The sequence below is a fragment of the Streptomyces griseosporeus genome (assembly GCF_014656055.1).
GTDB classification, from domain to species: Bacteria; Actinomycetota; Actinomycetes; order Streptomycetales; family Streptomycetaceae; genus Streptomyces; species Streptomyces griseosporeus.
This window is the reverse complement of the sequence record NZ_BNBR01000004.1, coordinates 819510-841860: the sequence shown is the minus strand read 5'-3', so window position 1 is coordinate 841860 and position 22351 is coordinate 819510. Positions and strand designations below refer to the sequence as shown.

The window sequence follows — 22351 nt, the reverse complement described above, 5'->3', positions numbered from 1 at the left end:
GGCCTCGTTCAGGAAAAGCGCGCCGGCCGCGACCGCCACCGCCGGGTTGACGTACGTGATCACCGTCGCCCGCGTCGGGCCCGCCTCCTTGATCAGTTCCAGGAAGGCGACGAAGGCCACCGCCGTGCAGATCACGCCCAGGCCGGCCAGGGACGCCAGGACCGACGCCGACGGGGTCTGCGACGGCCAGGTCGCCGCCGCGGCAGGGGCGTACACCAGGGCCGCCAGGGCCAGGCAGGGGGCCGTGAGGTGCAGGGACGGCACGTCCTTCAGGTGGCGCGCGGCGATCAGGGGGGCCGTCGCGTAGCCGATCACCGTGAGCAGGACCTCGGCGAGGGAGCGGGCGTCGCCGCCGGTCAGGTGCGGGAGGGTCAGGACCACGACGCCGGTCAGGCCCAGGGCCAGGCCCGTCAGCCGCCGTATCCCCAGGCGTTCCGTCGCGCCGAAGTAGCGGGCCAGGGCCACGCCGACGATCGGCACGCCGGCGATCAGCAGGCCCGCCGTCGAGCTGGACAGGTGGCGTTCGGCGTCCGTCAGCGTGAACCACGGGCCGATGATCTCGATACACGCGAAGGCCAGCATCGGACGCCAGTGGCTCACCACGGTCCGTGCCAGGCCGGGCTGGCGGAGCGCGAAGGGGAGGAGGAGCGCCGCGCCCACCGCGCAGCGGACGAACACCACCATCGACGGGGACAGCTCGTCCACCGCCACCTTGATCATCAGATAGGGGATGCCCCAGATCACTCCCATGAGGGAGAAGAGGAACCAGCCGCGTGCAGTCATGGGCCGAGTTTCGGCCACCTGTTCATCGCGCGTCTTGAACGCTGTTGCGGTACGCCGCCGGGGTCACTCCCAGCACCCGGCGGAACCACCGCGTCAGATGCGCCTGGTCGGCGAAGCCCACCAGGCCCGCGACCTCCGCCGGGCGCAGTCCCGACTCCAGCAGGGCCCGGGCCCGCGTGACCCGGTGCTGCGCCAGCCAGGCGTACGGCGGGACGCCCACGGACGTACGGAAGGCACGCAGGAGCTGGTAGCGGGACAGGCCGAGTTCGGTGGCCAGGGCGGACAGCGACGGCGGGTCGGTCAGCTCGTCGGCCAGACGGTCCCTGACCTGCCTGGCTATGCCGTCCGCGCCGGCGACCGCGTCGCTCGTGGCGCGTGCCGTGGAGTGGCGGCGGGCCAGGGCCGTCAGCAGCCAGGGCAGCCGGGACTCCGCCTCCAGGGGGTCGGGGCAGGCGGCGGTCTCCGAGTGGGCCCGGCGCAGCGCCGTGGCCAGTTCCGGGTCGTCGATCAGCGCCTCACGGAAGTGCGGCAGGCCACCGCCGCCCAGCACGCCGTCCGCGAGGAGGTCCGGTGCGGCGTACAGCGCGCGGTACGCGTAGCCGTCCGTCGTCGTCGCCGGGCCGCCCGTGTGGATCTCGCCGGGGGCCAGGACGACGATCGAGCCGGGGCCCGCGTGGACCCGGCCGCCGCGGTACGCGATCACCTCCGAGCCGCCGACGCAGACGCCGACCGTGTACTCGTCGTGCGCGTGCGGCGCGTAGACGTGCTGGTCGAAGCGGGCGGTCAGCAGGTCGAGCGCGGGCCCGCAACGCCCCAGCCGCGCCCGCGTCCACAGCGCCTCTTCGCGTCCCTGGTCCGCCATGCCGTACACCCCCTGTCGTCCTGGAGGGTGCAACGCCTACCCGTGCCGTTCCATGCCCGCGAGCGCCCGCTCCAGCGCGCTGACTCCCGCGCGTCTCAGAGGAGGTCGGCGGTGTCCAGGTCGAAGGCGAAGGGCTCGGGGAGGGTGATCGGCTTCCCGAAGGGGCGTGTGGTGAGCGCTCGGTAGTCGTCCTTGTCCGGGTCGCTGAAGAGGGTGACCTGGGACGTGTCGCGGTCGGCCAGCAGGTACAGAGGGATTCCGCCTCGTGCGTAGCAACGGCGCTTGGCCTCACGGTCGGCCTGCGGCCTGGCCGACGTCACTTCCAGCACCATGGCGACGCCGTCGCACGGCATCCAGGACTCCGCGCCCCCGAAGAGGTCGAGGTCGAAGGGCGCGAACGTGACGTCCGGGATCACGTGACTCTTCGGGCAGCCCCCTCCGCTCCTCAGCCTCAGTCCCTTGTTGCCGGAGAAGTCCATGTCCGTCCGGGACAGCTTGATCACCTGCCGCACGATGCGGCTGATGTACTTCTCGTGCTCCCCGTCCGGCGGCGGTGTCACAACGATCTCCCCCTCGATCAGCTCCGCCCGGAAACCCTCCGGCGTGTCCAGGGCGAGGAAGCCCTCCAGCAGGACCTCCTCCTGCGTGAGCGGCTCGTGGGCCATGGCAGTCATGTCACGCCCCTCCTTCGGTCGCTCGCCAGACTGGGACATGGGCTGATCACCTGTCCGAGAGATCGGGAACCGTTCCCTCGATCGTGGCACACGACGGCACACGAGGGCACTGAAGCGTTCACGCAAGCGCGAAGCTCACCGTCGGGACTTCCATGTCGGCGCGGGTCAGGCGGACCTGGAGGCGGCGGCCGACGTCCGTCTCGGTGATGCCGGTGACGGGGCCGACGACCGCGGGGGACTCCAGTTGGACGGTGCCCGTGCCCGGGGGGTTGCCCTGTTTGACGACCACGCCCTCGAAGATCTCGCCCACCCGGTCCTTCAGGACGGCCGCCTCGACCAGGTCGACGCACTTGCCGTCGATGTCGCCCGCGCGCTCGCCGCCCTCCTTCATGCGGGCCGGTACGGCGTCGAGAGCCGCGAGCACCCACTCGGGTGGCTCCCGGCCGGCGACGGCGGCGAGGCAGATCTCGGTGGCGTAGCGGTCGACCAGGCGGCGCAGCGGGGCCGTGCAGTGCGCGTAGGGCGCGGCGACGGAGGCGTGCACGGGGTTCGGCGGCAGGTGGCCGTCCCGGAAGACGGTGTAGTCGGCGCGTCTCATCAGGCCCGTGCAGGCCTGGAGGAACGCCGCCTCGCGGGGCACGGACGGGTCGAGGGTGCGCACCCGTTCCGCGTACGACATGTGCGGCGGCCAGTCGATGTGCAGCGCGTCGGCGGTGTGGTGCAGCTCCTCCAGCTTGCCGGGCTTGGGCACCTGGGTGCGCAGCACGCCCGTGCCGTGCGCCAGCATCAGCTCGGCGGCGGCCATGCCGGTGAGCAGGGAGAGCTGGGCGTTCCAGCCGTCGGCGGCGAGCGGGGCGCGGTAGGTCAGCTCGTAGGTGTGGTCGTGTTCGACGATCTCCTGGTCGGGGACGCGCAGGGAGATGCCGCCGCGGGCGATCTCCACCTGCTCGCGCAGCAGGCCGATCGTCTTCAGCAGGAGCAGGGGTTCCTCGGCCGTCCCGTCGTCGATCTTCTTCTGCACGCTGTCGTAGTCGAGCCGCTGCTTGCTGCGGATCAGGGCGCGGCGCACGTCGACGGCGAGCGTGCCGCCGCTCGCGTCCAGGTCGATCGTCCACACCGCGGCCGGCCGGGTCTGCCCCGGCAGCAGGCTCGCGGCGCCCTCGCTGAGCACCGGCGGGTGCAGGGGGATCCGCAGGTCGGGAAAGTAGAGGGTGACCGCCCGGTGGTGGGCCTCCCGGTCGAGCGGGCCGTCGGGTACGACGAAGGCGGCGACGTCGGCGATGGCGTACCGGACGCGGTAGCCGGTGCCCTGCCGGGACAGGTGCATCGCCTGGTCGAGGTCGAGCGAGCCGGGCGGGTCGATGGTGAAGAACGGGATGTCGGTGGCGTCCTCCGCGGGGAGGACGGGGTGCGCGGCGGCCTCGTCGGCCGCGGCGAGCACGTCGGGCGGGAAGCCGGCGGGGACGTGCAGCTTGTCCCGCAGGGCGGCGAGCGCCGTCAGCAGCGGGCCCTCGGGGGCGCCGGTCACATGGAGGGGGCGTCGGGGCATACCGCCACCGTAGGGCGGGGGACGCGGGGCGGCACGCCGTACGCTGTCCCGGTCCCCGTTCACCAAGGAGAAGTCCCGTGCTCGTCCTTCTGCCGCCTTCCGAGGGCAAGGCCCCGTCCGGTACCGGCGCCCCGCTGACGCTGGAGTCCCTGTCGCTGCCGGGGCTCACAGCCGCCCGCGCGGCCGTGCTGGAGGAGCTGGTCGAGCTGTGCGCCGGGGACGAGGAGAAGGCCCGGGAGGTGCTGGGGCTCAGCGAGGGGCTGCGCGGGGAGGTCGGCAAGAACGCCGGGCTGCGCGAGGCCGGGGCCCGGCCCGCCGGCGAGATCTACACCGGGGTGCTGTACGACGCCCTCGGCCTCGCCGCCCTGGACGAGGAGGCGCGGCGGCGGGCCGGTGCGTGGCTGCTTGTCTTCTCGGGGCTGTGGGGTGCCGTCCGGGTGACGGACCGCATCCCCTCCTACCGCTGCTCCATGGGCGTGAAGCTGCCCGGGCTCGGCGCGCTGGCCGCGCACTGGCGGGCACCGATGGCCGAGGTGCTGCCCGAGGCGGCCGGGGAGGGGCTGGTCCTCGACCTGCGCTCGTCGGCGTACGCGGCGGCGTGGAAGCCGAAGGGCGAGGTGGCGGGGCGGACGGCGACCGTACGGGTGCTGCACGCGCCGACCCGGAAGGTCGTCAGCCACTTCAACAAGGCGACCAAGGGGCGGATCGTGCGCAGCCTGCTGACCGCCGGGGCCGCGCCGCAGGGGCCGGCCGAGCTGGTGACGGCGCTGCGGGATCTCGGGTACGCCGTCGAGGCGGAGGCGCCCGGGAAGGCGGGGAAGCCATGGGCGCTGGACGTGCTCGTGGAGGAGATCCACTGAGCGTCCCACGCAGGGCGTTGCAGCATATGCAATGACCTTTGCGCACTGTGCACAGCGCGGGCAGGATGAGGCCATGCCCGCTGCTCTGCCTGCCTCCGTGCTGGACCTCGCGCCCGTCCTGCCCGTGGTCGTCGTGGACGACGCCGCCGACGCCGTACCGCTCGCGCGGGCGCTCGTCGCCGGAGGGCTGCCCGCGATCGAGGTGACCCTGCGGACCCCGGCCGCGCTGGAGTCGATCCGCGCGATCGCCGGCGCGGTACCGGACGCCGTGGTCGGCGCGGGCACGGTCCTCACGCCGGGGCAGGTGGCCGAGTCGGTCGCGGCCGGGGCGCGGTTCCTGGTCAGCCCGGGCTGGACGGACGTACTGCTGGAGGCGATGCGCGGGGCCGGAGTGCCCTTCCTGCCGGGGGTGTCCACGGCGACGGAGGTCGTGGCGCTGCTGGAGCGCGGGGTACGGGAGATGAAGTTCTTCCCGGCGCAGGCGGCGGGCGGTACGGCGTATCTGCGGTCGCTGGCCGGGCCGCTGCCGCAGGCCCGCTTCTGCCCGACGGGCGGCATCGGCCCGGACACCGCGCCCGACTACCTCGCCCTGCCCAACGTCGGCTGTGTCGGCGGCAGTTGGATGCTCCCGGCGGACGCGGTCGCCGCACGGGACTGGGGGCGCGTGGAGCGGCTGGCGCGGGAGGCGGCGACGCTCACGGCGGGGGTGCGGTGAGCGTCGGTCCAGGTGTGCGGTGAGCGGTCAGCGCGGGTGTGCGGTGAGCGTCAGCGCAGGTGTGCCGTGTCGTTGAGCAGGCGGAGGCTGGCGTTGCCGTCGGCGTAGTACGCCACCACCGACAGCGACGCCGCCGACAGCTCCATCCGGAACAGCGACTCCGGCGGCGCGCCCAGGGCGAGCCGCACCAGGGTCTTGATCGGGGTGACGTGGGTGACCAGCAGGACCGTGCGGCCGGCGTACGCCGCGACCAGCTTGTCGCGTGCGGCGGCGATCCGCGTCGCCGTCTCCGCGAAGCTCTCCCCGCCACCGGTGGGCGCGGCCTCCGGGGAGGCGAGCCAGGCGTTCAGGTCGTCCGGATGGCGCTCGCGGACCTCGCCGAAGGTCAGGCCCTCCCAGGCGCCGAAGTCCGTCTCGCGCAGCCCGTCCTCGACCGTGACCTCCAGGCCGAGGCGGGCGGCGACGATCCCGGCGGTCTCGCGGGTGCGGGCGAGGGGCGAGGTGACGATGTGCTGGATCGTGCCGCGCCGGGCGAGCGCCGCGGCGACCCGCTCGGCCTGCTCCCGGCCGATGTCGGAGAGGGAGGGATCGGTGCCGCCGCTACCGGAGAAACGCTTCTGGGGGGTCAGCGGGGTCTCGCCGTGCCGGAGCAGCACGAAGGTGGCGGGGGCGCCGAGGTCGGGGGCCGAGCTCCAGCCGGGGGCGGAGACGGAGGGGGTGGCGGTCGTCCCCGTGGGGGCGGTCGTCCCCGTGCTGGCGGCCGTTCCCGTGGGGGCGGTCGTCCCCGTGGTGGCGGTCGTCCCCGTGGTGGCGGCCGTGGTGCGGGCTGCGCGTACGTCGGCCTCGGCCTTGTCGCCCGCGTCCGCCTGCTGCCGCTCCTGAGCCTTCTCCTCCTGCGCCTTCGGCGCCCGGCCCTCCGCCAGCGCCGCCCGCGCCCGGGCCGCGCCCGCGGTGGCGTCGCCGGGCGGACCCGACGGCTCCGGTACGGCCGGTGCTGCCGGTGCTGCCGGTGCCGCCGCCCGTACGGCGTCCAGCTCGGCGCGGGACGCCGACGGGTCCCACTGCTCGCCGCGCTTGCCGGCGTCCATCGCCTCGTTGGCGAGGCGGTCGGCGTGCTTGTTCTGCTCGCGCGGGATCCACTCGTAGGTGACCTGCCCCGGCGGGTAGACCCGGGCCGCCTCCGCCGCGAGCGGCTTCATGTCGGGGTGCTTGATCTTCCAGCGGCCCGACATCTGCTCGATGACGAGCTTGGAGTCCATTCGCACGTGCACCGGGGCCGCCGGGTCCAGCTCGTGCGCGGCGCGCAGGCCGGCGAGCAGGCCGCGGTACTCGGCGACGTTGTTCGTGGCGACACCGATGTACTCGGCCCGCTCGGCGAGGGTCTGGCCGGTCGCCGCGTCCTTCACCACGGACCCGTAGCCCGCGGGCCCCGGGTTGCCCCGCGACCCGCCGTCGGCCTCGACGATGAACTCCCGCACGCCACCGGCTCCCTACAGGCCCGACTCGGCCGTACGGACCAGGATGCGGCGGCAGTTCTCGCAACGCACCACCGTGTCCGGCGCGGCCTTGCGGATCTCGTTCAGCTCGGTGATGGCCAGCTCCTGCCGGCAGCCCTGGCAGGTGCGCGCGTACAGCTTGGCCGCGCCGATGCCGCCCTGCTGCTCGCGCAGCTTGTCGTACAGCTTCAGCAGGTCCGCGGGGACGGAGGCGGCGACGACCTCGCGCTCCTTGGTGACGGAGGCGGCCTCGCCGTCGATCTCCTCGAACGCGGCGTCCCGGCGGCCGGTCGCGTCGTCGATCTTCGCCTGGACGGAGGCGACGCGCTCGGTCAGCTCGGCCACCCGCGCCTGCGCGGACTCGCGGCGCTCCATGACCTCCAGGACGACGTCCTCCAGATCGGCCTGCCGCTTGGCGAGGGAGGCGATCTCGTGCTGCAGGTTGGACAGGTCCTTGGGGGAGGTGACCGCGCCGGAGTCCAGGCGCTGCTGGTCGCGGGCGGCGCGCTGGCGCACCTGGTCCACGTCCTGCTCGGCCTTGGTCTGCTCGCGGGCGGTGTCGCTCTCCTCGGTCTGCGCGGCCACGAGCAGGTCGCGCAGCTGGGTCAGGTCCTTGGTCAGCGACTCGATCTCGGCGTGCTCGGGCAGGGACTTCCGCTTGTGGGCGAGCTGCTGCAGGCGGACGTCGAGGGCCTGGACGTCGAGGAGTCGGATCTGGTCGGCGGGCGCGGCGTTCAGTTGGGGGCTCCAGGTGAAGGGGAGTGACTGGTCCAGGGGTCGGTGACCGTCTTCGAGACGTGGACGCGCAGGTCCCAGCCGTGGCGGTCGGAGATCTCGTCGAGCTGGCTCGCGGCCAGCTCGCACCAGGGCCACTCGGTGGCCCAGTGCGCCGCGTCGAGCAGCGCGAGGGGACTGTGGGCGCGGGCCTCGGAGGCCGGGTGGTGGCGCAGGTCCGCGGTGAGGAAGGCGTCGACGCCGGCCTCGCGGACCTGGTCGAAGAGGCTGTCGCCGGAACCGCCGCTCACCGCGACCGTGCGGATCGTCGCCTCCGGGTCGCCGGCGACGCGGATGCCCTGCGCGGTGGCGGGCAGCCGGGCGGCGGCGCGGGCGGCGAACTCGCGCAGCGGCAGCGGGTGGTCCAGTTCGCAGATCCGGCCGAGGCCGCGGCGGCCCTCCGGGTCGCCCGGGTCCGGCACCAGGGGCCGTACGACGCGCAGGTCGAGGGCGCCGGCCAGGGCGTCGGAGACGCCGGGGTCGGCGGTGTCGGCGTTGGTGTGGGCGACGTGCAGCGCGATGTCGTGCTTGATCAGGGTGTGCACGACCCGGCCCTTGAAGGTGGAGGCCGCCACGGTCGTCGTACCGCGCAGATAGAGCGGGTGGTGGGTGACGAGCAGGTCGGCGCCCAGCTTCACCGCCTCGTCGACGATCTCCTGCACGGGATCGACGGCGAACAGGACCCGCGTGACCTCCTGGTCGGGGTCGCCCGCGACGGTGCCGACCGCGTCCCAGGACTCGGCCCGCTCGGCGGGCCACAGGTTCTCCAGCGCGGCGATGACTTCAGACAGACGGGGCACGGGTGCAAGGCTACCTGGCTGATCTGCCCCTCTGTACAGCCGTGACCACCGGTGTGCGGGCCTGTGCGGGGGGATGTACCGGTCAGCACATTCGCCCCGGTTTCCTCAGGTGAATCGCTTCTGCACCACCCTTATGTGTGAAGGCGGCGCCCAGCGATGCCACGCCTGTGCGTGCGAAAACTAGCTTCGTCGCCGGAGGTGACCGAACGATGACGGCCTGTGCGATCGAACCCGCCGCGGCACAAGAGGAGAGCTTCCCTCCACCCCCGGGGCTGGTGATCACCGTGGACGGCGCCTACGCGGCCCGCCTCGCCGGCGAGGGCGACGCCCTCTTCCCCGAGCGCTGGACGCTCGACGGCCCCGAACCCTACGCCGTGCCGCTGCCCGGCAACCAGCCCGAGGAACCCGGCACCGAGGTGCAGCCGATGGGCGACGGCCGGGTGCTGATCCACCGGCTGGCCGCCGGCCGGCACGCCTTCTCCCTCCTCTACCCGACCGGCCCGGGCACCGGCGAGCTGCCGCTCGGCGCGGTCGAACGCCCCGACGACGGCACCCTGCTGCGGCTGCTGCCCCCGGCGCCGGGCGGCGAACGCGCCTACGCCCTCGCCGTGGGCCGGCGCTCCAGCACGGTGTGGCTGGTGGCGGGCGGCGCCTTCGGGCCCGAGCGGGTCGCCGAGCTGCCCGGGCGCTGCTCGGGCGGCGTGTGGCTGGACCACACCGGCCGGATGCTGGCGCTGGACCGGGAGACGGGCGGCCGGACCAAGACGGTCGTGGTGGACCTGGAGCGCGGCGGCGAGGTGTCGCCGCTGCTGCAGATCGCCGAGGACAGCGACGACCGACTGCTGCTCGCCGACCCCGACAGCGGCCTGCTGATCGTCGCCTCCGACGCCCCCTCCCCCGGTGCGCCGCGGCTCGGCTGGGGGGTGCTGGGCAGCACGCTGCCGGTGCGGTTCGCGGAGTGCCTGCGCATGCCCGGGTGCACGGTGACGCCGTTCGCGATCCAGCCCGGGCAGGTGCTGACGCCGGAGGGCTGCGGGGTGGCGCTGCGCGTCGACGGGCCGTTCGGCCGCTGGGTGGGCGTGTGGCGGCCGGCCGAACGGCAGGTGCACGCCTTCGTGGCCCCGCCCGGCTGGCTGCCGGGCGCGGGGCGCTGGACCGCGGAGGGGGTGCTGCTGCTGCCGTACGCGACCGGGGAGGAGCCGTGCGGGCTGGCCCGGGTGGAGGCGCCGGCGGTGGTACCGGTGCCGGTGCCGGAAGCGGTGCCGGTCCCGGGGGAATCCCCGGCTCTGCCGGTGGACCCGGCCGTACCGGCGGATCCGCGCGCGCAGGTCGATCCCCTCTCCCCGGAGGCGGAGTCCGAGGGTCCGTCCGAGCCGGTGACGCCGCGTCCGGTGCCGCTGTGCGAGGCCCCGTTGGGACGACTTGTAACGAAGTAGTGCCGGTTGGCGTGTGCGGCTGGATTCGGGCCGAGGTGCGCCGGTTAAACTCGCCCGGCTGTAGGAATGATCATGTTGACGGGGTGAGTTCTTCCGATGAGCAACGCCACCACGACCCAGCCGCAGGACATGGAGGTCCAGGGGTCCGCAGGGCACGGCAGGCACCGGGGTCCGGTCTCCACGCAGGAGACCGAGACGGCCCCGCGCGGCCGACACCGCAAGCCGGCGGAGCAGGCCGAGACCACCGCGGCCTGACGGCGGGTCAGAGCAGCGAACACAGGGGCCCCGATCGTCGCCCGACGGTCGGGGCCCCTCGCTGTCCCGCATGTCAGCCCTGCGGGAGAACCTTGCCGTCAGCCCTGCGGGAGCACGCCGCCGTCACCCTTCGCCGGTCAGCCGTGCGGGAGAACCGTGCCGTCCAGGACGAGCGCGTCCCCCCGCTCCACCACCCCCACGGCGACCCGCACGGCCGGGACGACGCCGGTGCCGCCCTCTCGCCAGAGGCGGATGCGCAGGGTCTCCCCCGGATACACCACCCCCGTGAACCGCGCCTCGTACGACCGCACCCGGGCCACGTCCCCGCCGAGCAGCGTGTCCACGACCGCCTTCAGCGTCATGCCGTACGTGCACAGCCCGTGCAGCACGGGCCGCTCGAACCCGGCGCGCGCCGCGAACTCCGGGTCGGCGTGCAGGGGGTTGAGGTCGCCGGAGAGCCGGTAGAGCAGGGCCTGGTCCGCGCGCACCGCGCGCCGCACCGTCTGCTCCGGTGGCCCGGCGGGGACGTCCGCCCGCACGGACGGCCCGCGCTCGCCGCCCCAGCCGCCCTCGCCCCGCACATAGGTCCGTGCCTCCTCCGTCCACAGCGGCCCGTCGGCGTCGGCGACCTCGGTACGCAGCACGAGCACGGCCGCCGTGCCCTTGTCGTACACGCCGGTGACCCGTGAGGTGGCCGTCGCGGTGGCCCGTACCGGCAACGGCCGGTGGACGGTGAGCGACTGGCCGGCGTGCAGCGCCCGCGCGAGGTCGACGTCCACGCCCGGCATCGACAGCGCGCGGATCACGCCCGGCGCCCCGCCGCCCGCGACGGTGGCGAAGGCGGGCAGGACGTGGAGCCGGTCCTCCAGGGTGTAGCGCAGGTCGTCCGGGTCGGCGCCGGCGCGGATGCCGAGGTGGTAGAGCTGGACGTCCTTGGCGGTCCAGGAGATGCGGCTGGTCCGGGGCCCGGCGGCGAGGGCCTGGGCTGCGTCGATGGGCATCTGGCTCCTGGAGTCTCGAAGGCCGGCCGTGACATTTGTCCTGCCGGAGTCCGTACGCCCGTGTCTGCCGCCCGGCGCGCGGGCGGTGCGATGCTCGTGGCCGACGGTTCCGACAGGTCCATCCGAACGGGGGCGAGGGTATGCGAGGGCTGCGGTCGAGGAAGACGTGCCGGGCGCACGGTGAACGGGAACGGCATGCGGGCCCGCCGCCCACCGGCTTCACCCTGCTGCCCTGGCTGCTGATGGGGATGGGCTCGCTGTCCAACCTCTTCCAGGGCGAGACCCCGAACCCCTTGATCGGCGGTCTGGGCCTCCTCACCTTCAACTCCCTCTACGTCTTCCTCGCCTTCCGCGCCTTCGACCGGCGCAAGCGCGACGCGCCGGCGACCCGGGTGGCACTGCTCCTGCTGGCCCTGCTGACCTGCGCCCTGGCCATCGGGTACGGCGGCAACTGGCTGCTGTTCTTCCCGCTGCTGGGCCTCGCGGTGGGCGCCGTGCTGCGCGGACCGGGGCTCGGCCGGTGGGGCTGGAGCCTCGCCGTCCTCGCCGGGGCCGTGGCCGGGGTGAAGGAGGGCTGGGACGGCATCGGCATCCTCTACGGCACGTTCCTGTCGACGATGGTGACGTCCGCGATCCTCTCCCTGTCCGAGGCCGTACGCGAACTGCGCGCCGCCCGCGAGGAACTCGCCCGGCGCGCGGTGGAGGAGGAGCGGCTGCGCTTCTCGCGCGATCTGCACGACCTGCTCGGCCACACCCTGTCGGTGATCGTGGTGAAGTCGGAGGCGGCCCGCCGCCTCGCCCCGCGCGACCTGGACGCCTCCCTGGCCCAGATCAACGACATCGAGTCGGTGGGCCGGCAGGCGCTCACCGAGATCCGCGAGGCGGTCACCGGCTACCGCGAGAACAGCCTGGCCACCGAAGTGGACCGGGCCCGCTCCGTGCTGACCGCGGCCGGTGTCGAGCCGACGGTACGCCGCTCGGGAGCGCCGCTGTCCGCCCGCACCGAGGCCCTGCTGGGCTGGGTGGTCCGCGAGGCGGTCACCAACGCCGTACGGCACAGCGGCGCCCGGCACTGCGAGATCGCCGTCCACGGCGCCGCCGACCGGGTCCGCCTGACGGTGACGGACGACGGACACGGCCCGGCCGGCGCCCCGCCCTCCGCGGTCGGCGGCACGGGCCTGAAGGGCCTGAGGGAACGCCTCACGGCAGCGGGCGGCACCCTGACCGCGGGCCCGGGACCGCACGGCGGCTTCACGGTGACGGCGGAACTGCCGCAGGACACGGCGGGTGCGGAGGCGGGGCCCCGCTCAGAGGCCGAGCTGTCCTCCGGGGGCCCCACCCCTCCCCCTCCCCTCCCTCCCCAGGCCCCCGGAATGCCCACGCCCGCCCCGGAGTTGACGCTGCCATGACTCAGGAACCCACAGCCCGCGCCCTCTCCGACGAGGCGCTGTCGGACCTGCTCTCCCGGCAGCAGTTCGGCACCCTCGCCACCACCAAACGCAGCGGACACCCGCACCTGACGACCATGGTCTACAGCTGGGACCCGGAAGCCCGCCTCGTGCGCTTCTCCACCACCGCCGACCGCATCAAGGTCGCCCACCTGCGCCGCGACCCGCGCGCGGCGCTCCACGTGCAGGGTCCGGACGTCTGGTCCTTCGCCGTCGCCGAGGGCACGGCCGAGGTCTCCGACGTGACCGCCGCCCCGGGGGACGCCGTGGGCCGTGAACTCCTCTCCATGCTGCCGGAGTCCGCCCGGCCGCAGGACGAGGAGGCGTGGCTGGCCCGGCAGGTGGAGGAGCGGCGGGTGGTCGTGCGGCTGAAGGCGGAGCGGCTGTACGGGACGGCGATCGACTTCTGAGGACACGGCGGGGCCGTACGGCAGGCGCCCGCGCGCTCCTCGCGGCCTACCCTTGGCCCGTGAGCGACGAGATGCCCCGAGACCACCGGCCCGGCAAGTCCATCCGGGTGCTGCTCGCCGAGGACCAGGGCATGATGCGCGGGGCCCTGGCGCTGCTGCTCGGCTTGGAGCCGGACATCGAGGTGGTGGCTCAGGTGGGCGCGGGTGACGCGATCGTGGACGCCGCGCTGACCCACCGGCCCGACGTCGCCCTCCTCGACATCGAACTGCCGGGCCGCAGCGGTCTGGACGCGGCCGCCGACCTGCGCGACCAGGCGCCCGACTGCCGGGTGCTGATCCTGACCACGTTCGGCCGGCCCGGCTATCTCCGGCGGGCCATGGAGGCCGGTGCGGCAGGCTTCCTGGTCAAGGACGGGCCCGTGGAGGAGCTGGCCGTGGCGATCCGCCGGGTGCTGACCGGGGAGACGGTGATCGACCCGGCCCTGGCCGCCGCCGCGCTCAGCGCCGGTCCGAACCCGCTCACCGCCCGCGAGTGCGACGCCCTGCGGGCCTCCGCCGACGGCGCGACCGTCGCCGACATCGCCGCCCGGCTGCACCTGTCCGAGTCCACGGTCCGCAACTACCTCTCCTCCGCCATCGGCAAGACCGGCACCCGCAACCGCATGGAGGCCATGCGCGAGGCCCGCCGCCAGGGGTGGCTCTAGGCCGCGCCCGCAACGTCGCGTCGTCCGTCCGGAGGGCGGGCCGCGCTGCGCCTCCCCCCTCCGTCGCCTCCCCTACCGCGTCACCGCCACCGACTCGAAGGCCGTCCCGTCGGGGGCCAGGCACACGAACCAGGCGTAGGGGGAGGTGGCGGGTGTGCGGATGGTCTGGTCGTCGGAGTTGATGTCGGTGCTCGTGGCCCGGTGGACCTTGGTGGTGGTGCCGTTCTTCCAGGTGCAGGTCACCTCCTGGGCGGTGCGGGCGACGTGGCCGACGACCAGGCGCTGGGGGCGGCCGGGGGTGTCCGGGTCCAGGGGGACCGCGACGGAGTCGAGGTCGGTGCCGGCCATGCGGTCGGCCGGTGCGGTCAGGCCCTCGCTGACGGGCGTGCCGAGCGTGTCGCCGTCGCCGTGGCTCTGGCGGACGGTGTAGGCGCTTCTGCCGACCAGGTCGGACGCCTTGTGGACGTCGGCCGGGAACTCGCCGTACGTCGTCATCGCGCCCAGCAGGGTCTGGGCCTCGGTCTCGTCGCGCGGGGCGGGCCACACGTCGAGGGTGACCTTCCAGGGCGTGCCCTGGTCGGTGCCGGTGGCCAGGGTGGTGGGGTCGGGTTGCAGCACCGGGCCCGGCGTGGCGCTCGTCGCGGGCGGGGTCGCCGGGGCCACCCGGTGGCCGCCGTCGCCGGGCAGCGCGGTCACCGCGAGGGCGCCGGTGGAGCCCGCCACCAGGGCGGCGGTGGCGGCGGTGACCGCCCAGCGGCGGGCTCTGCGGCGGCGGCCGCCGCGGATCACCGCCTGGGTCGGGGCCGTACCGATCTCGACGGCGCTCGCCGCGTCGGCGAGCAGGAAGGCGATGTCCCGGTCCGTCATGCCGTGGTCGAACTCCCGGTTCGCGTTGGTCACTTCCGCCCTCCGTACATCACCGTGTCCGCCAGTTCCGGTATGGCGCGCAGTTTCGCGATCCCCTTGGCCGTATTGCTCTTCACCGCGCCGACCGAGCAGCCCATGGCCTCCGCGGCCTGGGTCTCGGTGAGGTCCTCCCAGTAGCGCAGGACGACCGCCTGCCGCTGCCGCGGGGGCAGTTGGGCGAGGGCCTGCAGCAGCAGGCCGCGGTCCTCGGCGCGGGAGATGTGGTCACCGCTGTCGGGCACCTCGCGGGCGATCCCCGAGTCGTCGCGGGGTGCGAGGAACTCCCGTAGTTTCCGGCGGTGTCTGCGCGCGTGCGTGTTGATCATGACGCGTCGTACATACGCCTCCGGGTCGTCGGCCGAGCCGACCCTGCGCCAGGCCACGTAGGCCTTTTCCAGGGTCGACTGGACCAAGTCCTCTGCGGCGTGCTGCTCCCCCGTGAGGAGAAATGCCGTACGCATCAGCCGCGGCCAGCGGCCTGCTACAAAGGCCCGGAACTCCTCGTCCCCGGCCTGTTTCCGATCCCCCATGGGCACCTCCTGGATATCAAGAGGAGTCCATGGGCGGCCCGGACCGTTGCCTCATCTCGCGGACGAATTTCCCGCCTTCTGCGGGACGGCCGCCCCGGCGGGCGCGGTGCGCGGCGGACGCGGCAGCCACAGCAGCATCAGCACGGCGCCGGTCAGCAGGACGGCCGTGGAGGCGCGGAAGGCCAGGGCGTAGCCGTCGGTCAGGGCCTGCGGTGTGGTGCTGCCCGCCGTGCGGGCCGCCGCGATGGTGGACATCACGGCGAGGCCGAGCGAGCCGCCCATCGTGCGGGAGGTGTTGACGAGGCCGGAGACCAGTCCGGCCTCCTCGGGGGCCGCGCCCGAGGTGGCGAGGGAGGCGAGCGGGGTGGCCGCCAGGCCCGCGCCGAGCATCATCAGGACGCCGGGCACGAGGATCCCGGTGACGTAGTCGCCGTGCGCGCTCATCGTCGACTGCCAGCCGAAGCCGGCCGCCGCGACGAGCGTTCCCAGGACGGCGACGACTCGCGGTCCGGCCACCGGCATGAAGCGTGGGGCCAGTTTGGAGCCGAGGACGACGGCGAGGGAGCTGGGGACGAGGGCGACGCCGGCCTCCAGCGGGCTGTAGCCGAGGACGTTCTGGGCGTAGAGCGTCATGAAGAACCACATGCAGAACATGGCGGCGCCGCTGAGGAACATCGCGGTGTTGGCGGAGGCCACCGACCGCAGCCGCAGCAGCCGCAGCGGCATGAGCGGGGCGGCCGTGCGCGCCTCGACGGCGAGGAACAGCGCGATCAGCGCGGCCCCGGCCGCGAGCGGCAGCAGGGTCGCCTGCGCGGTCCAGCCCTCGGACTCGGTCTGCGAGATGCCGTAGGCGACGGTGGCGAGCCCGGCCGTCACCAGGACCGCGCCCGGCAGGTCGAGGCGGCGGCGGTCCCCGGCGCGGCTCTCCGGCAGCCAGCGCAGGGCGCCGAGCAGGACGACCGCGCCGATGGGCACGTTGATCAGCAGCACCCAGCGCCAGGACAGCGCGTCGACCAGGACGCCGCCGACGAGGCCGCCCGCGGCGCCGCCGCCTCCGCCGACCGCTGTCCAGGTCGCGATGGCCCGGGCGCGGGCGGGGCCCTCGGGCACGGCGGCGGTGAGGAGCGTCAGGGTGGAGGGCGCCAGTACGGCCGCGCCGAGCCCCTGCACGGCCCGGGCGAGCAGCAGTTGCCAGCCGTCCTGGGCGAGGCCGCCGCCGAGGGAAGCGAGGGTGAACAGGGCGAGGCCGACCAGGAACATGCGCTTGCGGCCGTAGAGGTCTCCGGCCCGGCCGCCGAGCAGCATGAAACCGGCGAAGGCGATGGCGTAGGCGTTGACCACCCACTGGAGCCCGGAGTCGCTCAGTCCGAGGTCGGCGCGCATCGACGGCAGGGCCGTGTTGACGACCGACACGTCGAGGACGACGAGGAACTGTCCGGCGCAGGCCAGGGTGACCACCAGCCAGGCGGGCGGGGCCGGGCGGCGGGGGGCGCGGGCGGCGGCGTCTGCGGCGTCGAGCATGCGAGTCATGGTCTCAGTGGCTCTGTGACCCTTGCATCGGGTTTTCGTCCGACGCGGGTGCCGGTCCGCGGTCCTAGGTCTTTTCGTCAAGAGACGGTCAAGGATTCGTTAGGGGCTCGAAGCAACGGAATAGTTGCCCGTGCATACGAGGTTCAGGCTGCACATACCGAAAAGATCCTGGCCTGGAGGCCCCACTCCATGACGCTCACGTCGACCGACCGGCCCGCCCCCAGAGAGGGCGGGGCCGCCGTCGTCCCCGTGCTCGCCTTCGCGGGCATCGTGGTCGCGGTGATGCAGACCCTGCTCGTACCGGTCATCAAGGACCTGCCGCAGCTGCTGGGCACCTCGCCCAGCAACGCCACCTGGGTCCTCACCTCGACCCTCCTCTCCGGCGCCGTCGCGACCCCGATCATGGGCCGCCTCGGTGACCTGTACGGCAAGCGGCGGATGCTGATCCTCAGTCTCGCGGTGATGGTGGCCGGCGCCCTGGTCAGCGCGGTCACCAGCAACCTGCTGCTGATGATCGGCGGCCGTACCCTCCAGGGCTTCGCGATGGGCGCGATCCCGCTCGGCATCGGCCTGATGCGCGACATGCTGCCGCGCGAGAAGCTCGGCTCGGCGATGGCACTGATGAGTTCGTCCATCGGCGTCGGCGGCGGCCTCGCGCTCCCCGCCGCGGCCCTGGTCGCCCAGCACACCGACTGGCACGCCCTCTTCTACGGCGCCGCCGGTCTCGGCGTGCTCTCCATCGTCCTCACCCTCCTCGTCGTACCGGAGTCCCCGATGCGCGCCGAGGGCTCCTTCGACCTGCCCGGCGCGCTCGGCCTCTCGGCCGGCCTGGTGCTCCTGCTGCTGCCGATCACCAAGGGCAGCGACTGGGGCTGGTCCTCCGGCACCACGCTCGCCCTGTTCGCCGCGGCGGTCGTGGTGCTGCTCGGGTGGGGCGTCGTCGAGCTGCGCACCAAGGCCCCGCTCGTCGACCTGCGCACCACCGCCCGCCGCGAGGTGCTGCTCACCAACCTGGCCTCGATCATGGTCGGCGTCAGCTTCTACGTCGTCTCCCTGGTCCTGCCCCAGCTGCTCCAGCTGCCCACCGCCACCGGCTACGGCCTCGGGCAGTCGATGGTCGTCGCCGGTCTGTGCGTGGCCCCGCTGGGCCTGACCATGATGTTCACCGCGCCGGTGTACGCCCGTCTGTCCGCCAGGTACGGCCCCAAGGCCACCCTCATCATCGGCCTGCTGGTCATCGCCGTCGGCTACGGCGGCGGCCTCGGCCTGATGGACGCCGCCTGGCAGACGGTGCTCACCTCCGTCGTCCTCGGCGTGGGCATCGGCCTCGCCTACTCCTCGCTGCCCGCGCTGATCGTCGGCGCGGTCCCGGCCTCGGAGACGGGCGCGGCGAACGGCCTGAACACGCTGATGCGGTCCATCGGTACGTCCGTCTCCAGCGCCGTCATCGGCATGGTGCTGGCGAACACCGCGGACCACGTGGGCGGGGTGGCCGTGCCGACCATGCACGGCTTCCGTGTCTCCTTCCTCATCGCCACGGCCGCGGTCGCCGTCGGCCTGCTCATGGCGCTGTTCCTGCCGAAGCCGGACCGGGCCCCGCGGCTGCGGGCCAGCAGCGAGGAGGAGGCCAACCTGGAGCGCGCCGAGGAGGTCCTGCGGGGCTTCCGCGGGCGCGTGCTGGACGCCGGCGGGGCGCCCGTCGCCCGGGCCAAGGTCACGCTGATCGACCGGCGGGGACGGCGGGCCGGCTCCGCCCTCTCCGACGAGGAGGGGCGGTACGTGCTGGCGGTGCCGTCCGGGGGGCCGTATGTCGTCGCGGCGAAGGCCTCCGGCCATGGTCCGCACGCTTCTTCCGCCACGCATGCCGGGGACGAGCGCGCTGTCGAGCTGGATCTTTCGTTGCCTGGGGAGGCTGTGCGCGCCTGAGGGGCCGGTCGCCGATGCGGTTCGGCGGCTTCCCGGCCGTTCGGGCTGGTCGCGCAGTTCCCCGCGCCCCTTCAGGGACATCACCGCACCCCCTGCCGACAAGTTCGGCCGGGGGTGCGGCAGCATGTGGGGCGTCCGCAGTGCCGTACGACCGGAAGGCGCCCCTGCTATGCCCGCCGCCCCCAAGCCCGAGATTCTGGCCGCGTTCGAGGCCGCCAAGGGGTTCATGCCCGTGGACGAGGGGCTCGCGCTCTACGACGCCGCTGTGGCCGCCGGGCGGCTCGGGCTGCCGTTGCTGGAGGTGGGGACGTACTGCGGGCGGTCGACGATCCTGCTCGCAGATGCCGCGCGGGCGGCCGGCGTCGTCGCGGTGACCGTCGACCACCACCGCGGCAGCGAGGAGCAGCAGCCGGGGTGGGAGTACCACGACCCGGAGACCGTCGACCCGGAGGTCGGGCTGATGGACACGCTGCCCACCTTCCGCCGGACCCTGCACAAGGCGGGCCTTGAGCAGCACGTCGTCGCGGTCGTCGGGCGGTCGCCGCAGGTGGCGAAGGTGTGGGCGGCGCCGGTCGGGCTGGTGTTCGTCGACGGCGGGCACACCGACGAGCACGCCACCGCCGACTACGAGGGCTGGGCCCCGCATGTCGCCGAGGGTGGCGTGCTCGTCATCCACGACGTCTTCCCCGACCCCGTCGACGAGTTCACCGGCCAGGCGCCCTACCGCGTCTACCTGCGGGCGCTGGAGTCCGGCGCGTTCACGGAGGTGTCGGCGACCGGGTCGCTGCGGGTGCTGAGGCGGACCGGGGCCGGGATCTGACGTACGGGACGGCTCCCGCTCAGTCGTTGACGCAGGTGTTGCCGAACGCCGGGTTGAGCAGGCCGACCACGTTGATCGAGTTGCCGCAGGCGTTGACGTCGAGGTCGATCGGGATCTGGATGACGTTGCCGGACAGGACGCCGGGCGAGCCGATCGCGGTGCCCACGGCGCACGCGCCGCTGTCGTCGCACGGATGGGACAGGGCACCGTCGGTGCCGGCCGGGGCGGCCTGCGCCGCCGCGGACGTGCCCAGGACCGTCAGTCCGGCGATGGCGGTGGCGGCGAGGACTCTGGTGATGACGCGCATGAGTGTTCTCCTTTGCTGGTGATCAAGCGGAGGACAAAAGCGGTGAACCACCGCGATTTTGGGCACATCGCCCGGCTTCGGGCGACGCCGGCGTGCCGTTCGGATGAAACCGGGGCCGCGGGCACCCGCCCCCGACCGGTGGCCTGCCACACCGCTGACCGGCGGCTAGGGTGGCTGCCGTGTCGTACGTAGGCCCGGACTTCGATCCCCCGCAGCCCCGCCGTCCCCGCCGCCGCCCCCTCGTCGTGGCGCTCGCCGCGCTCGTGCCGGGCGCCCTGCTGGGCTGGGCGGTGTACGCGGCGGTGGGCGCCCCCGGTGACGCGGGCGGGGCCGCCGTCAGCGCGCCCGGCTCGCCGTCCGCTTCCGCGTCCGCCCGGGACGACGGCAAGAAGCCGACGGCCGGCACGTCGCCTACGGCCGGTACGCCGCCCACGGCCGGTACGGCGCCCGCGGCGAGTCCGTCGCCCAGCCGGTCCCGGGCCGCCGCCCGGGGTCCGCTCGCGGGCAAGGTCGTCGTCATCGACCCCGGCCACAACCCGGGCAACTTCCGGCACACGGCCGCCATCAACCGCCAGGTGGACATCGGCACCAACCGCAAGGAGTGCGACACCACCGGCACGTCCACCAACTCCGGCTACACCGAGGCCCGTTTCACCCTCGACGTCGCCCACCGCCTCCGTGACCTGCTGCAACGGCAGGGCGCCACGGTGAAACTGACGCAGGACGGGGACCGACCGTACGGGCCGTGCGTGGACGAGCGGGCCCGCATCGGGAACACCGCGCACGCGGACGCCGTCGTGTCGATCCACGCCGACGGCTCGGCCGCCGGCAACCGCGGCTTCCACGTCATCCTGCCCGAGGCCGTGCACGCGGGCGCCGCCGACACCCGGCCCATCGTCGGGCCCTCCCAGGACCTGGGCGCCCGCATCGCCGGGAACTTCGTGCGCGTCACCGGCTCGGCACCCTCCAACTACGTCGGCGACGGCACCGGACTCGTCACGCGTAAGGACCTGGGCGGTCTCAATCTGTCAACGGTTCCCAAGGTGTTCATCGAGTGCGGCAACATGCGCGATAGCAAGGACGCGGCGCTGCTGACCAGCGGCGCCTGGCGGCAGAAAGCGGCGCAAGGGATCTCTGAGGGAATCGTGAGTTTCCTGCGCGGGTAGCGGTCGACGCGCTGATCCAGGCGGACAGCCTCGTCGGACGGACGATAAGGTCGTCCCTACGATGAGGGGCCACCCCCGCGCTTCACACCGGGCCTCACGGCGACATGGTGACGGCGACGCCTCTTCCGACGACGAGACGACCTACGAAGGACCTGAAGTGAATATCCGCTCCCTCACTCGAGGCGACGGCGTGGTGATCGGAGCAGCGGTGTTGCTGTTCATCGCGTCGTTCCTCGATTTGTACTCGTTCGACGGCGTCCCGGACAGCGTGGACCTGCCCAGCCTGTGGAGCAGCGGCCCGGTGGTCCTCTCGGTCGTCCTCGCGGGTCTGATCGCCGCCGCGCTCATCGTCCTCGCCCGCGGCCTGCCCCAGACGCCGAAGGTCGCGGGGCTCGACCTGGCCCAGTTCGGTGTGGCGTTCGCGGTGTTCGCGGCGTGGAGCGCGCTGGGCAACATCTTCGACCCGGCGGGCGGCGGCGACAACTTCGACGGCGTCCGGGACAAGACCGACGCCGGCGTCGGCCTGATCCTCGCCCTCATCGCCACGCTGGTCATGGCCGCCGTGGCCGTGGCGACCCCGCTGGTCGCCGCCCTGCAGGCCCCGCTGATCCCGGCGGCCCGCCCGCCGGCCCCGCAGCCCTACGGCGCCCAGCCGCCCGGTGGTTACGGCTACCCGGGTGCCCCGCAGCAGCCGTACGGCGGCCAGCCGCAGGCCGGTCCCGCCGCCCCGCAGCAGCCCTACGGCGCCCAGCCGCAGCAGCCGGCCGCGGACTTCTCGCCGTTCTGGTTCGCCGTGCCGGTGCCCCGTCCGCTGTTCGCGGAGGACGGCTCGCCCACGCCGATCGCCGAACTGGCGCCCGGCACCTGGTACCTGGCGGTCGAGCAGCGCGGCCCGAACCTGATCGCGCAGACCCAGGACGGCCGCCGCGGCGTCCTCCAGGACACCTCCGGCATCCAGCGCGGCTGACCCGCCCCCGCTGCACGGCCCCTCGCCCTCACGGGCGGGGGGCCGTCGTCGTGTCGCACGGGAGGGCGCCAACCGGCCGCCGAGCCGCGCCCGTTCAGGTTTCACGAGCGGACGAGGGGCAACCCGACGGGTATGTCCCCTCGATATCGCAACGGAGCGAACCAGGCCGGGACGGTCATCGCGGTCGTCGCCGACGTGATGGCCGGCATCCTGGGTCTGTGGATCCTGATGTACCTGCTGGACGCCAACCGGGCGAACGACTTCGTGCAGTTCATTCACGACGCCGCCCGCTGGCTGGCCGGCTGGTCCTACGACCTGTTCACCTTCGACGAGGCGTGGGCCCGCGTGGTCGCCGGCTACGGCCTCGCCGCGGTGGTGTACCTGTTCGTCGGCCACGCCATCGCCAACCGGGTGGCCCGGCACTGACCCGGC

At 73.8% G+C, this 22351-nt stretch carries 23 protein-coding genes and 1 pseudogene; 12 read left to right on the top strand and 12 right to left on the bottom strand.

Translation table 11 applies throughout. From position 1 onward, the window contains the following. Positions 1 to 3: 3 nt before the first annotated feature. From IE308_RS37490 to IE308_RS22785, 4 genes and pseudogenes are all read right to left on the bottom strand, one after another. Positions 4 to 720 (bottom strand): annotated as a pseudogene (locus IE308_RS37490) (DMT family transporter); the annotation flags it as partial. Between the two features lie 85 nt (positions 721 to 805). After that, the gene (locus tag IE308_RS22795; protein WP_190219338.1) at positions 806 to 1645 is read right to left on the bottom strand and encodes an AraC family transcriptional regulator; all 840 of its coding nucleotides are present in this window, start codon (positions 1643 to 1645) and stop codon (positions 806 to 808) included. A gap of 95 nt (positions 1646 to 1740) precedes the next feature. Then, a complete protein-coding gene (locus IE308_RS22790; RefSeq protein WP_190219337.1) occupies positions 1741 to 2319 on the bottom strand; it encodes a Uma2 family endonuclease in 579 nt (192 codons plus the stop codon). Positions 2320 to 2437: 118 nt separating this feature from the next. Beyond that, positions 2438 to 3868 carry an RNB domain-containing ribonuclease gene (locus IE308_RS22785; protein WP_110627883.1) on the bottom strand — a complete coding sequence of 477 codons (1431 nt, stop codon included), beginning with the start codon at positions 3866 to 3868 and terminating at the stop codon, positions 2438 to 2440. A gap of 77 nt (positions 3869 to 3945) precedes the next feature. On the opposite strand from IE308_RS22785, the gene yaaA reads away from it, so the two are divergent. Both yaaA and eda read left to right on the top strand, forming a co-directional pair. Further along, positions 3946 to 4728, top strand: coding sequence for a peroxide stress protein YaaA (yaaA, locus tag IE308_RS22780; RefSeq protein ID WP_190219336.1), 783 nt, complete (start codon positions 3946 to 3948; stop codon positions 4726 to 4728). A 73-nt stretch (positions 4729 to 4801) separates the two neighbouring features. Then, positions 4802 to 5443, top strand: coding sequence for a bifunctional 4-hydroxy-2-oxoglutarate aldolase/2-dehydro-3-deoxy-phosphogluconate aldolase (gene eda, locus IE308_RS22775; protein ID WP_190219335.1), 642 nt, complete (start codon positions 4802 to 4804; stop codon positions 5441 to 5443). Between the two features lie 50 nt (positions 5444 to 5493). Here eda and IE308_RS22770 read toward each other — a convergent pair whose 3' ends face one another. The 3 genes from IE308_RS22770 to IE308_RS22760 are packed head-to-tail and all read right to left on the bottom strand — an operon-like array spanning position 5494 to position 8513. Further along, positions 5494 to 6921, bottom strand: a complete 1428-nt coding sequence (locus tag IE308_RS22770) for a bifunctional RNase H/acid phosphatase (RefSeq protein WP_190219334.1) — start codon at positions 6919 to 6921, stop codon at positions 5494 to 5496. A 12-nt stretch (positions 6922 to 6933) separates the two neighbouring features. Continuing rightward, positions 6934 to 7677: a zinc ribbon domain-containing protein gene (locus IE308_RS22765; RefSeq protein WP_190219407.1), complete on the bottom strand. Its 744-nt coding sequence runs from the start codon at positions 7675 to 7677 to the stop codon at positions 6934 to 6936. Beyond that, on the bottom strand, positions 7674 to 8513 hold the full coding sequence (locus IE308_RS22760; protein ID WP_190219333.1) for a Nif3-like dinuclear metal center hexameric protein: 840 nt from the start codon (positions 8511 to 8513) through the stop codon (positions 7674 to 7676). Before IE308_RS22760 ends, IE308_RS22765 begins: the two co-directional genes overlap by 4 nt. A 209-nt stretch (positions 8514 to 8722) precedes the next feature. Here IE308_RS22760 and IE308_RS22755 point away from each other — a divergent pair, with 209 nt between their 5' ends. Continuing rightward, positions 8723 to 9949 (top strand): hypothetical protein, encoded by a 1227-nt coding sequence (locus tag IE308_RS22755; RefSeq protein ID WP_190219332.1) that lies wholly within the window; start codon positions 8723 to 8725, stop codon positions 9947 to 9949. Positions 9950 to 10045: 96 nt separating this feature from the next. Next, on the top strand, positions 10046 to 10204 hold the full coding sequence (locus IE308_RS22750; protein ID WP_190219331.1) for a hypothetical protein: 159 nt from the start codon (positions 10046 to 10048) through the stop codon (positions 10202 to 10204). 137 nt (positions 10205 to 10341) lie between these two features. Here the strand turns inward: IE308_RS22750 and IE308_RS22745 are convergent, their stop codons facing one another. Further along, the gene (locus IE308_RS22745; protein WP_190219330.1) at positions 10342 to 11205 is read right to left on the bottom strand and encodes a MaoC/PaaZ C-terminal domain-containing protein; all 864 of its coding nucleotides are present in this window, start codon (positions 11203 to 11205) and stop codon (positions 10342 to 10344) included. 140 nt (positions 11206 to 11345) lie between these two features. Here IE308_RS22745 and IE308_RS22740 point away from each other — a divergent pair, with 140 nt between their 5' ends. From IE308_RS22740 to IE308_RS22730, 3 genes are all read left to right on the top strand, one after another. Beyond that, positions 11346 to 12614, top strand: a complete 1269-nt coding sequence (locus IE308_RS22740) for a sensor histidine kinase (protein WP_190219329.1) — start codon at positions 11346 to 11348, stop codon at positions 12612 to 12614. After that, positions 12611 to 13063: a pyridoxamine 5'-phosphate oxidase family protein gene (locus IE308_RS22735; RefSeq protein ID WP_190219328.1), complete on the top strand. Its 453-nt coding sequence runs from the start codon at positions 12611 to 12613 to the stop codon at positions 13061 to 13063. The genes IE308_RS22740 and IE308_RS22735 overlap by 4 nt, the downstream gene beginning before the upstream one ends. 71 nt (positions 13064 to 13134) lie before the next feature. Beyond that, positions 13135 to 13767 carry a response regulator transcription factor gene (locus tag IE308_RS22730; RefSeq protein WP_190219406.1) on the top strand — a complete coding sequence of 211 codons (633 nt, stop codon included), beginning with the start codon at positions 13135 to 13137 and terminating at the stop codon, positions 13765 to 13767. A gap of 72 nt (positions 13768 to 13839) precedes the next feature. Here IE308_RS22730 and IE308_RS22725 read toward each other — a convergent pair whose 3' ends face one another. From IE308_RS22725 to IE308_RS22715, 3 genes are read right to left on the bottom strand one after another with little or no spacing between them, the layout of a single operon-like run. After that, a complete protein-coding gene (locus IE308_RS22725; protein WP_229909000.1) occupies positions 13840 to 14667 on the bottom strand; it encodes a hypothetical protein in 828 nt (275 codons plus the stop codon). Beyond that, complete coding sequence (locus IE308_RS22720) at positions 14664 to 15203, bottom strand: SigE family RNA polymerase sigma factor (RefSeq protein WP_110627894.1); 540 nt, start codon at positions 15201 to 15203, stop codon at positions 14664 to 14666. The genes IE308_RS22725 and IE308_RS22720 overlap by 4 nt, the downstream gene beginning before the upstream one ends. Positions 15204 to 15254: 51 nt before the next feature. Then, positions 15255 to 16733 (bottom strand): MFS transporter, encoded by a 1479-nt coding sequence (locus tag IE308_RS22715; RefSeq protein ID WP_110627895.1) that lies wholly within the window; start codon positions 16731 to 16733, stop codon positions 15255 to 15257. A gap of 189 nt (positions 16734 to 16922) precedes the next feature. Between IE308_RS22715 and IE308_RS22710 the strand changes: the two genes are divergently transcribed. After that, complete coding sequence (locus IE308_RS22710) at positions 16923 to 18659, top strand: MFS transporter (RefSeq protein ID WP_190219327.1); 1737 nt, start codon at positions 16923 to 16925, stop codon at positions 18657 to 18659. Between the two features lie 169 nt (positions 18660 to 18828). Next, positions 18829 to 19479 (top strand): class I SAM-dependent methyltransferase, encoded by a 651-nt coding sequence (locus IE308_RS22705; RefSeq protein ID WP_190219326.1) that lies wholly within the window; start codon positions 18829 to 18831, stop codon positions 19477 to 19479. Between the two features lie 19 nt (positions 19480 to 19498). Here the strand turns inward: IE308_RS22705 and IE308_RS22700 are convergent, their stop codons facing one another. Next, positions 19499 to 19786: a chaplin gene (locus tag IE308_RS22700; RefSeq protein WP_110627898.1), complete on the bottom strand. Its 288-nt coding sequence runs from the start codon at positions 19784 to 19786 to the stop codon at positions 19499 to 19501. 179 nt (positions 19787 to 19965) lie between these two features. Between IE308_RS22700 and IE308_RS22695 the strand changes: the two genes are divergently transcribed. The 3 genes from IE308_RS22695 (at position 19966) to IE308_RS22685 (ending at position 22345) form a co-directional block, all read left to right on the top strand. After that, on the top strand, positions 19966 to 20952 hold the full coding sequence (locus tag IE308_RS22695) for an N-acetylmuramoyl-L-alanine amidase (protein WP_190219325.1): 987 nt from the start codon (positions 19966 to 19968) through the stop codon (positions 20950 to 20952). Positions 20953 to 21109: 157 nt separating this feature from the next. After that, positions 21110 to 21919, top strand: a complete 810-nt coding sequence (locus IE308_RS22690; protein WP_190219324.1) for a DUF5336 domain-containing protein — start codon at positions 21110 to 21112, stop codon at positions 21917 to 21919. Positions 21920 to 22051: 132 nt separating this feature from the next. Next, positions 22052 to 22345, top strand: a complete 294-nt coding sequence (locus tag IE308_RS22685; protein WP_110627901.1) for a hypothetical protein — start codon at positions 22052 to 22054, stop codon at positions 22343 to 22345. Positions 22346 to 22351 lie beyond the last annotated feature (6 nt).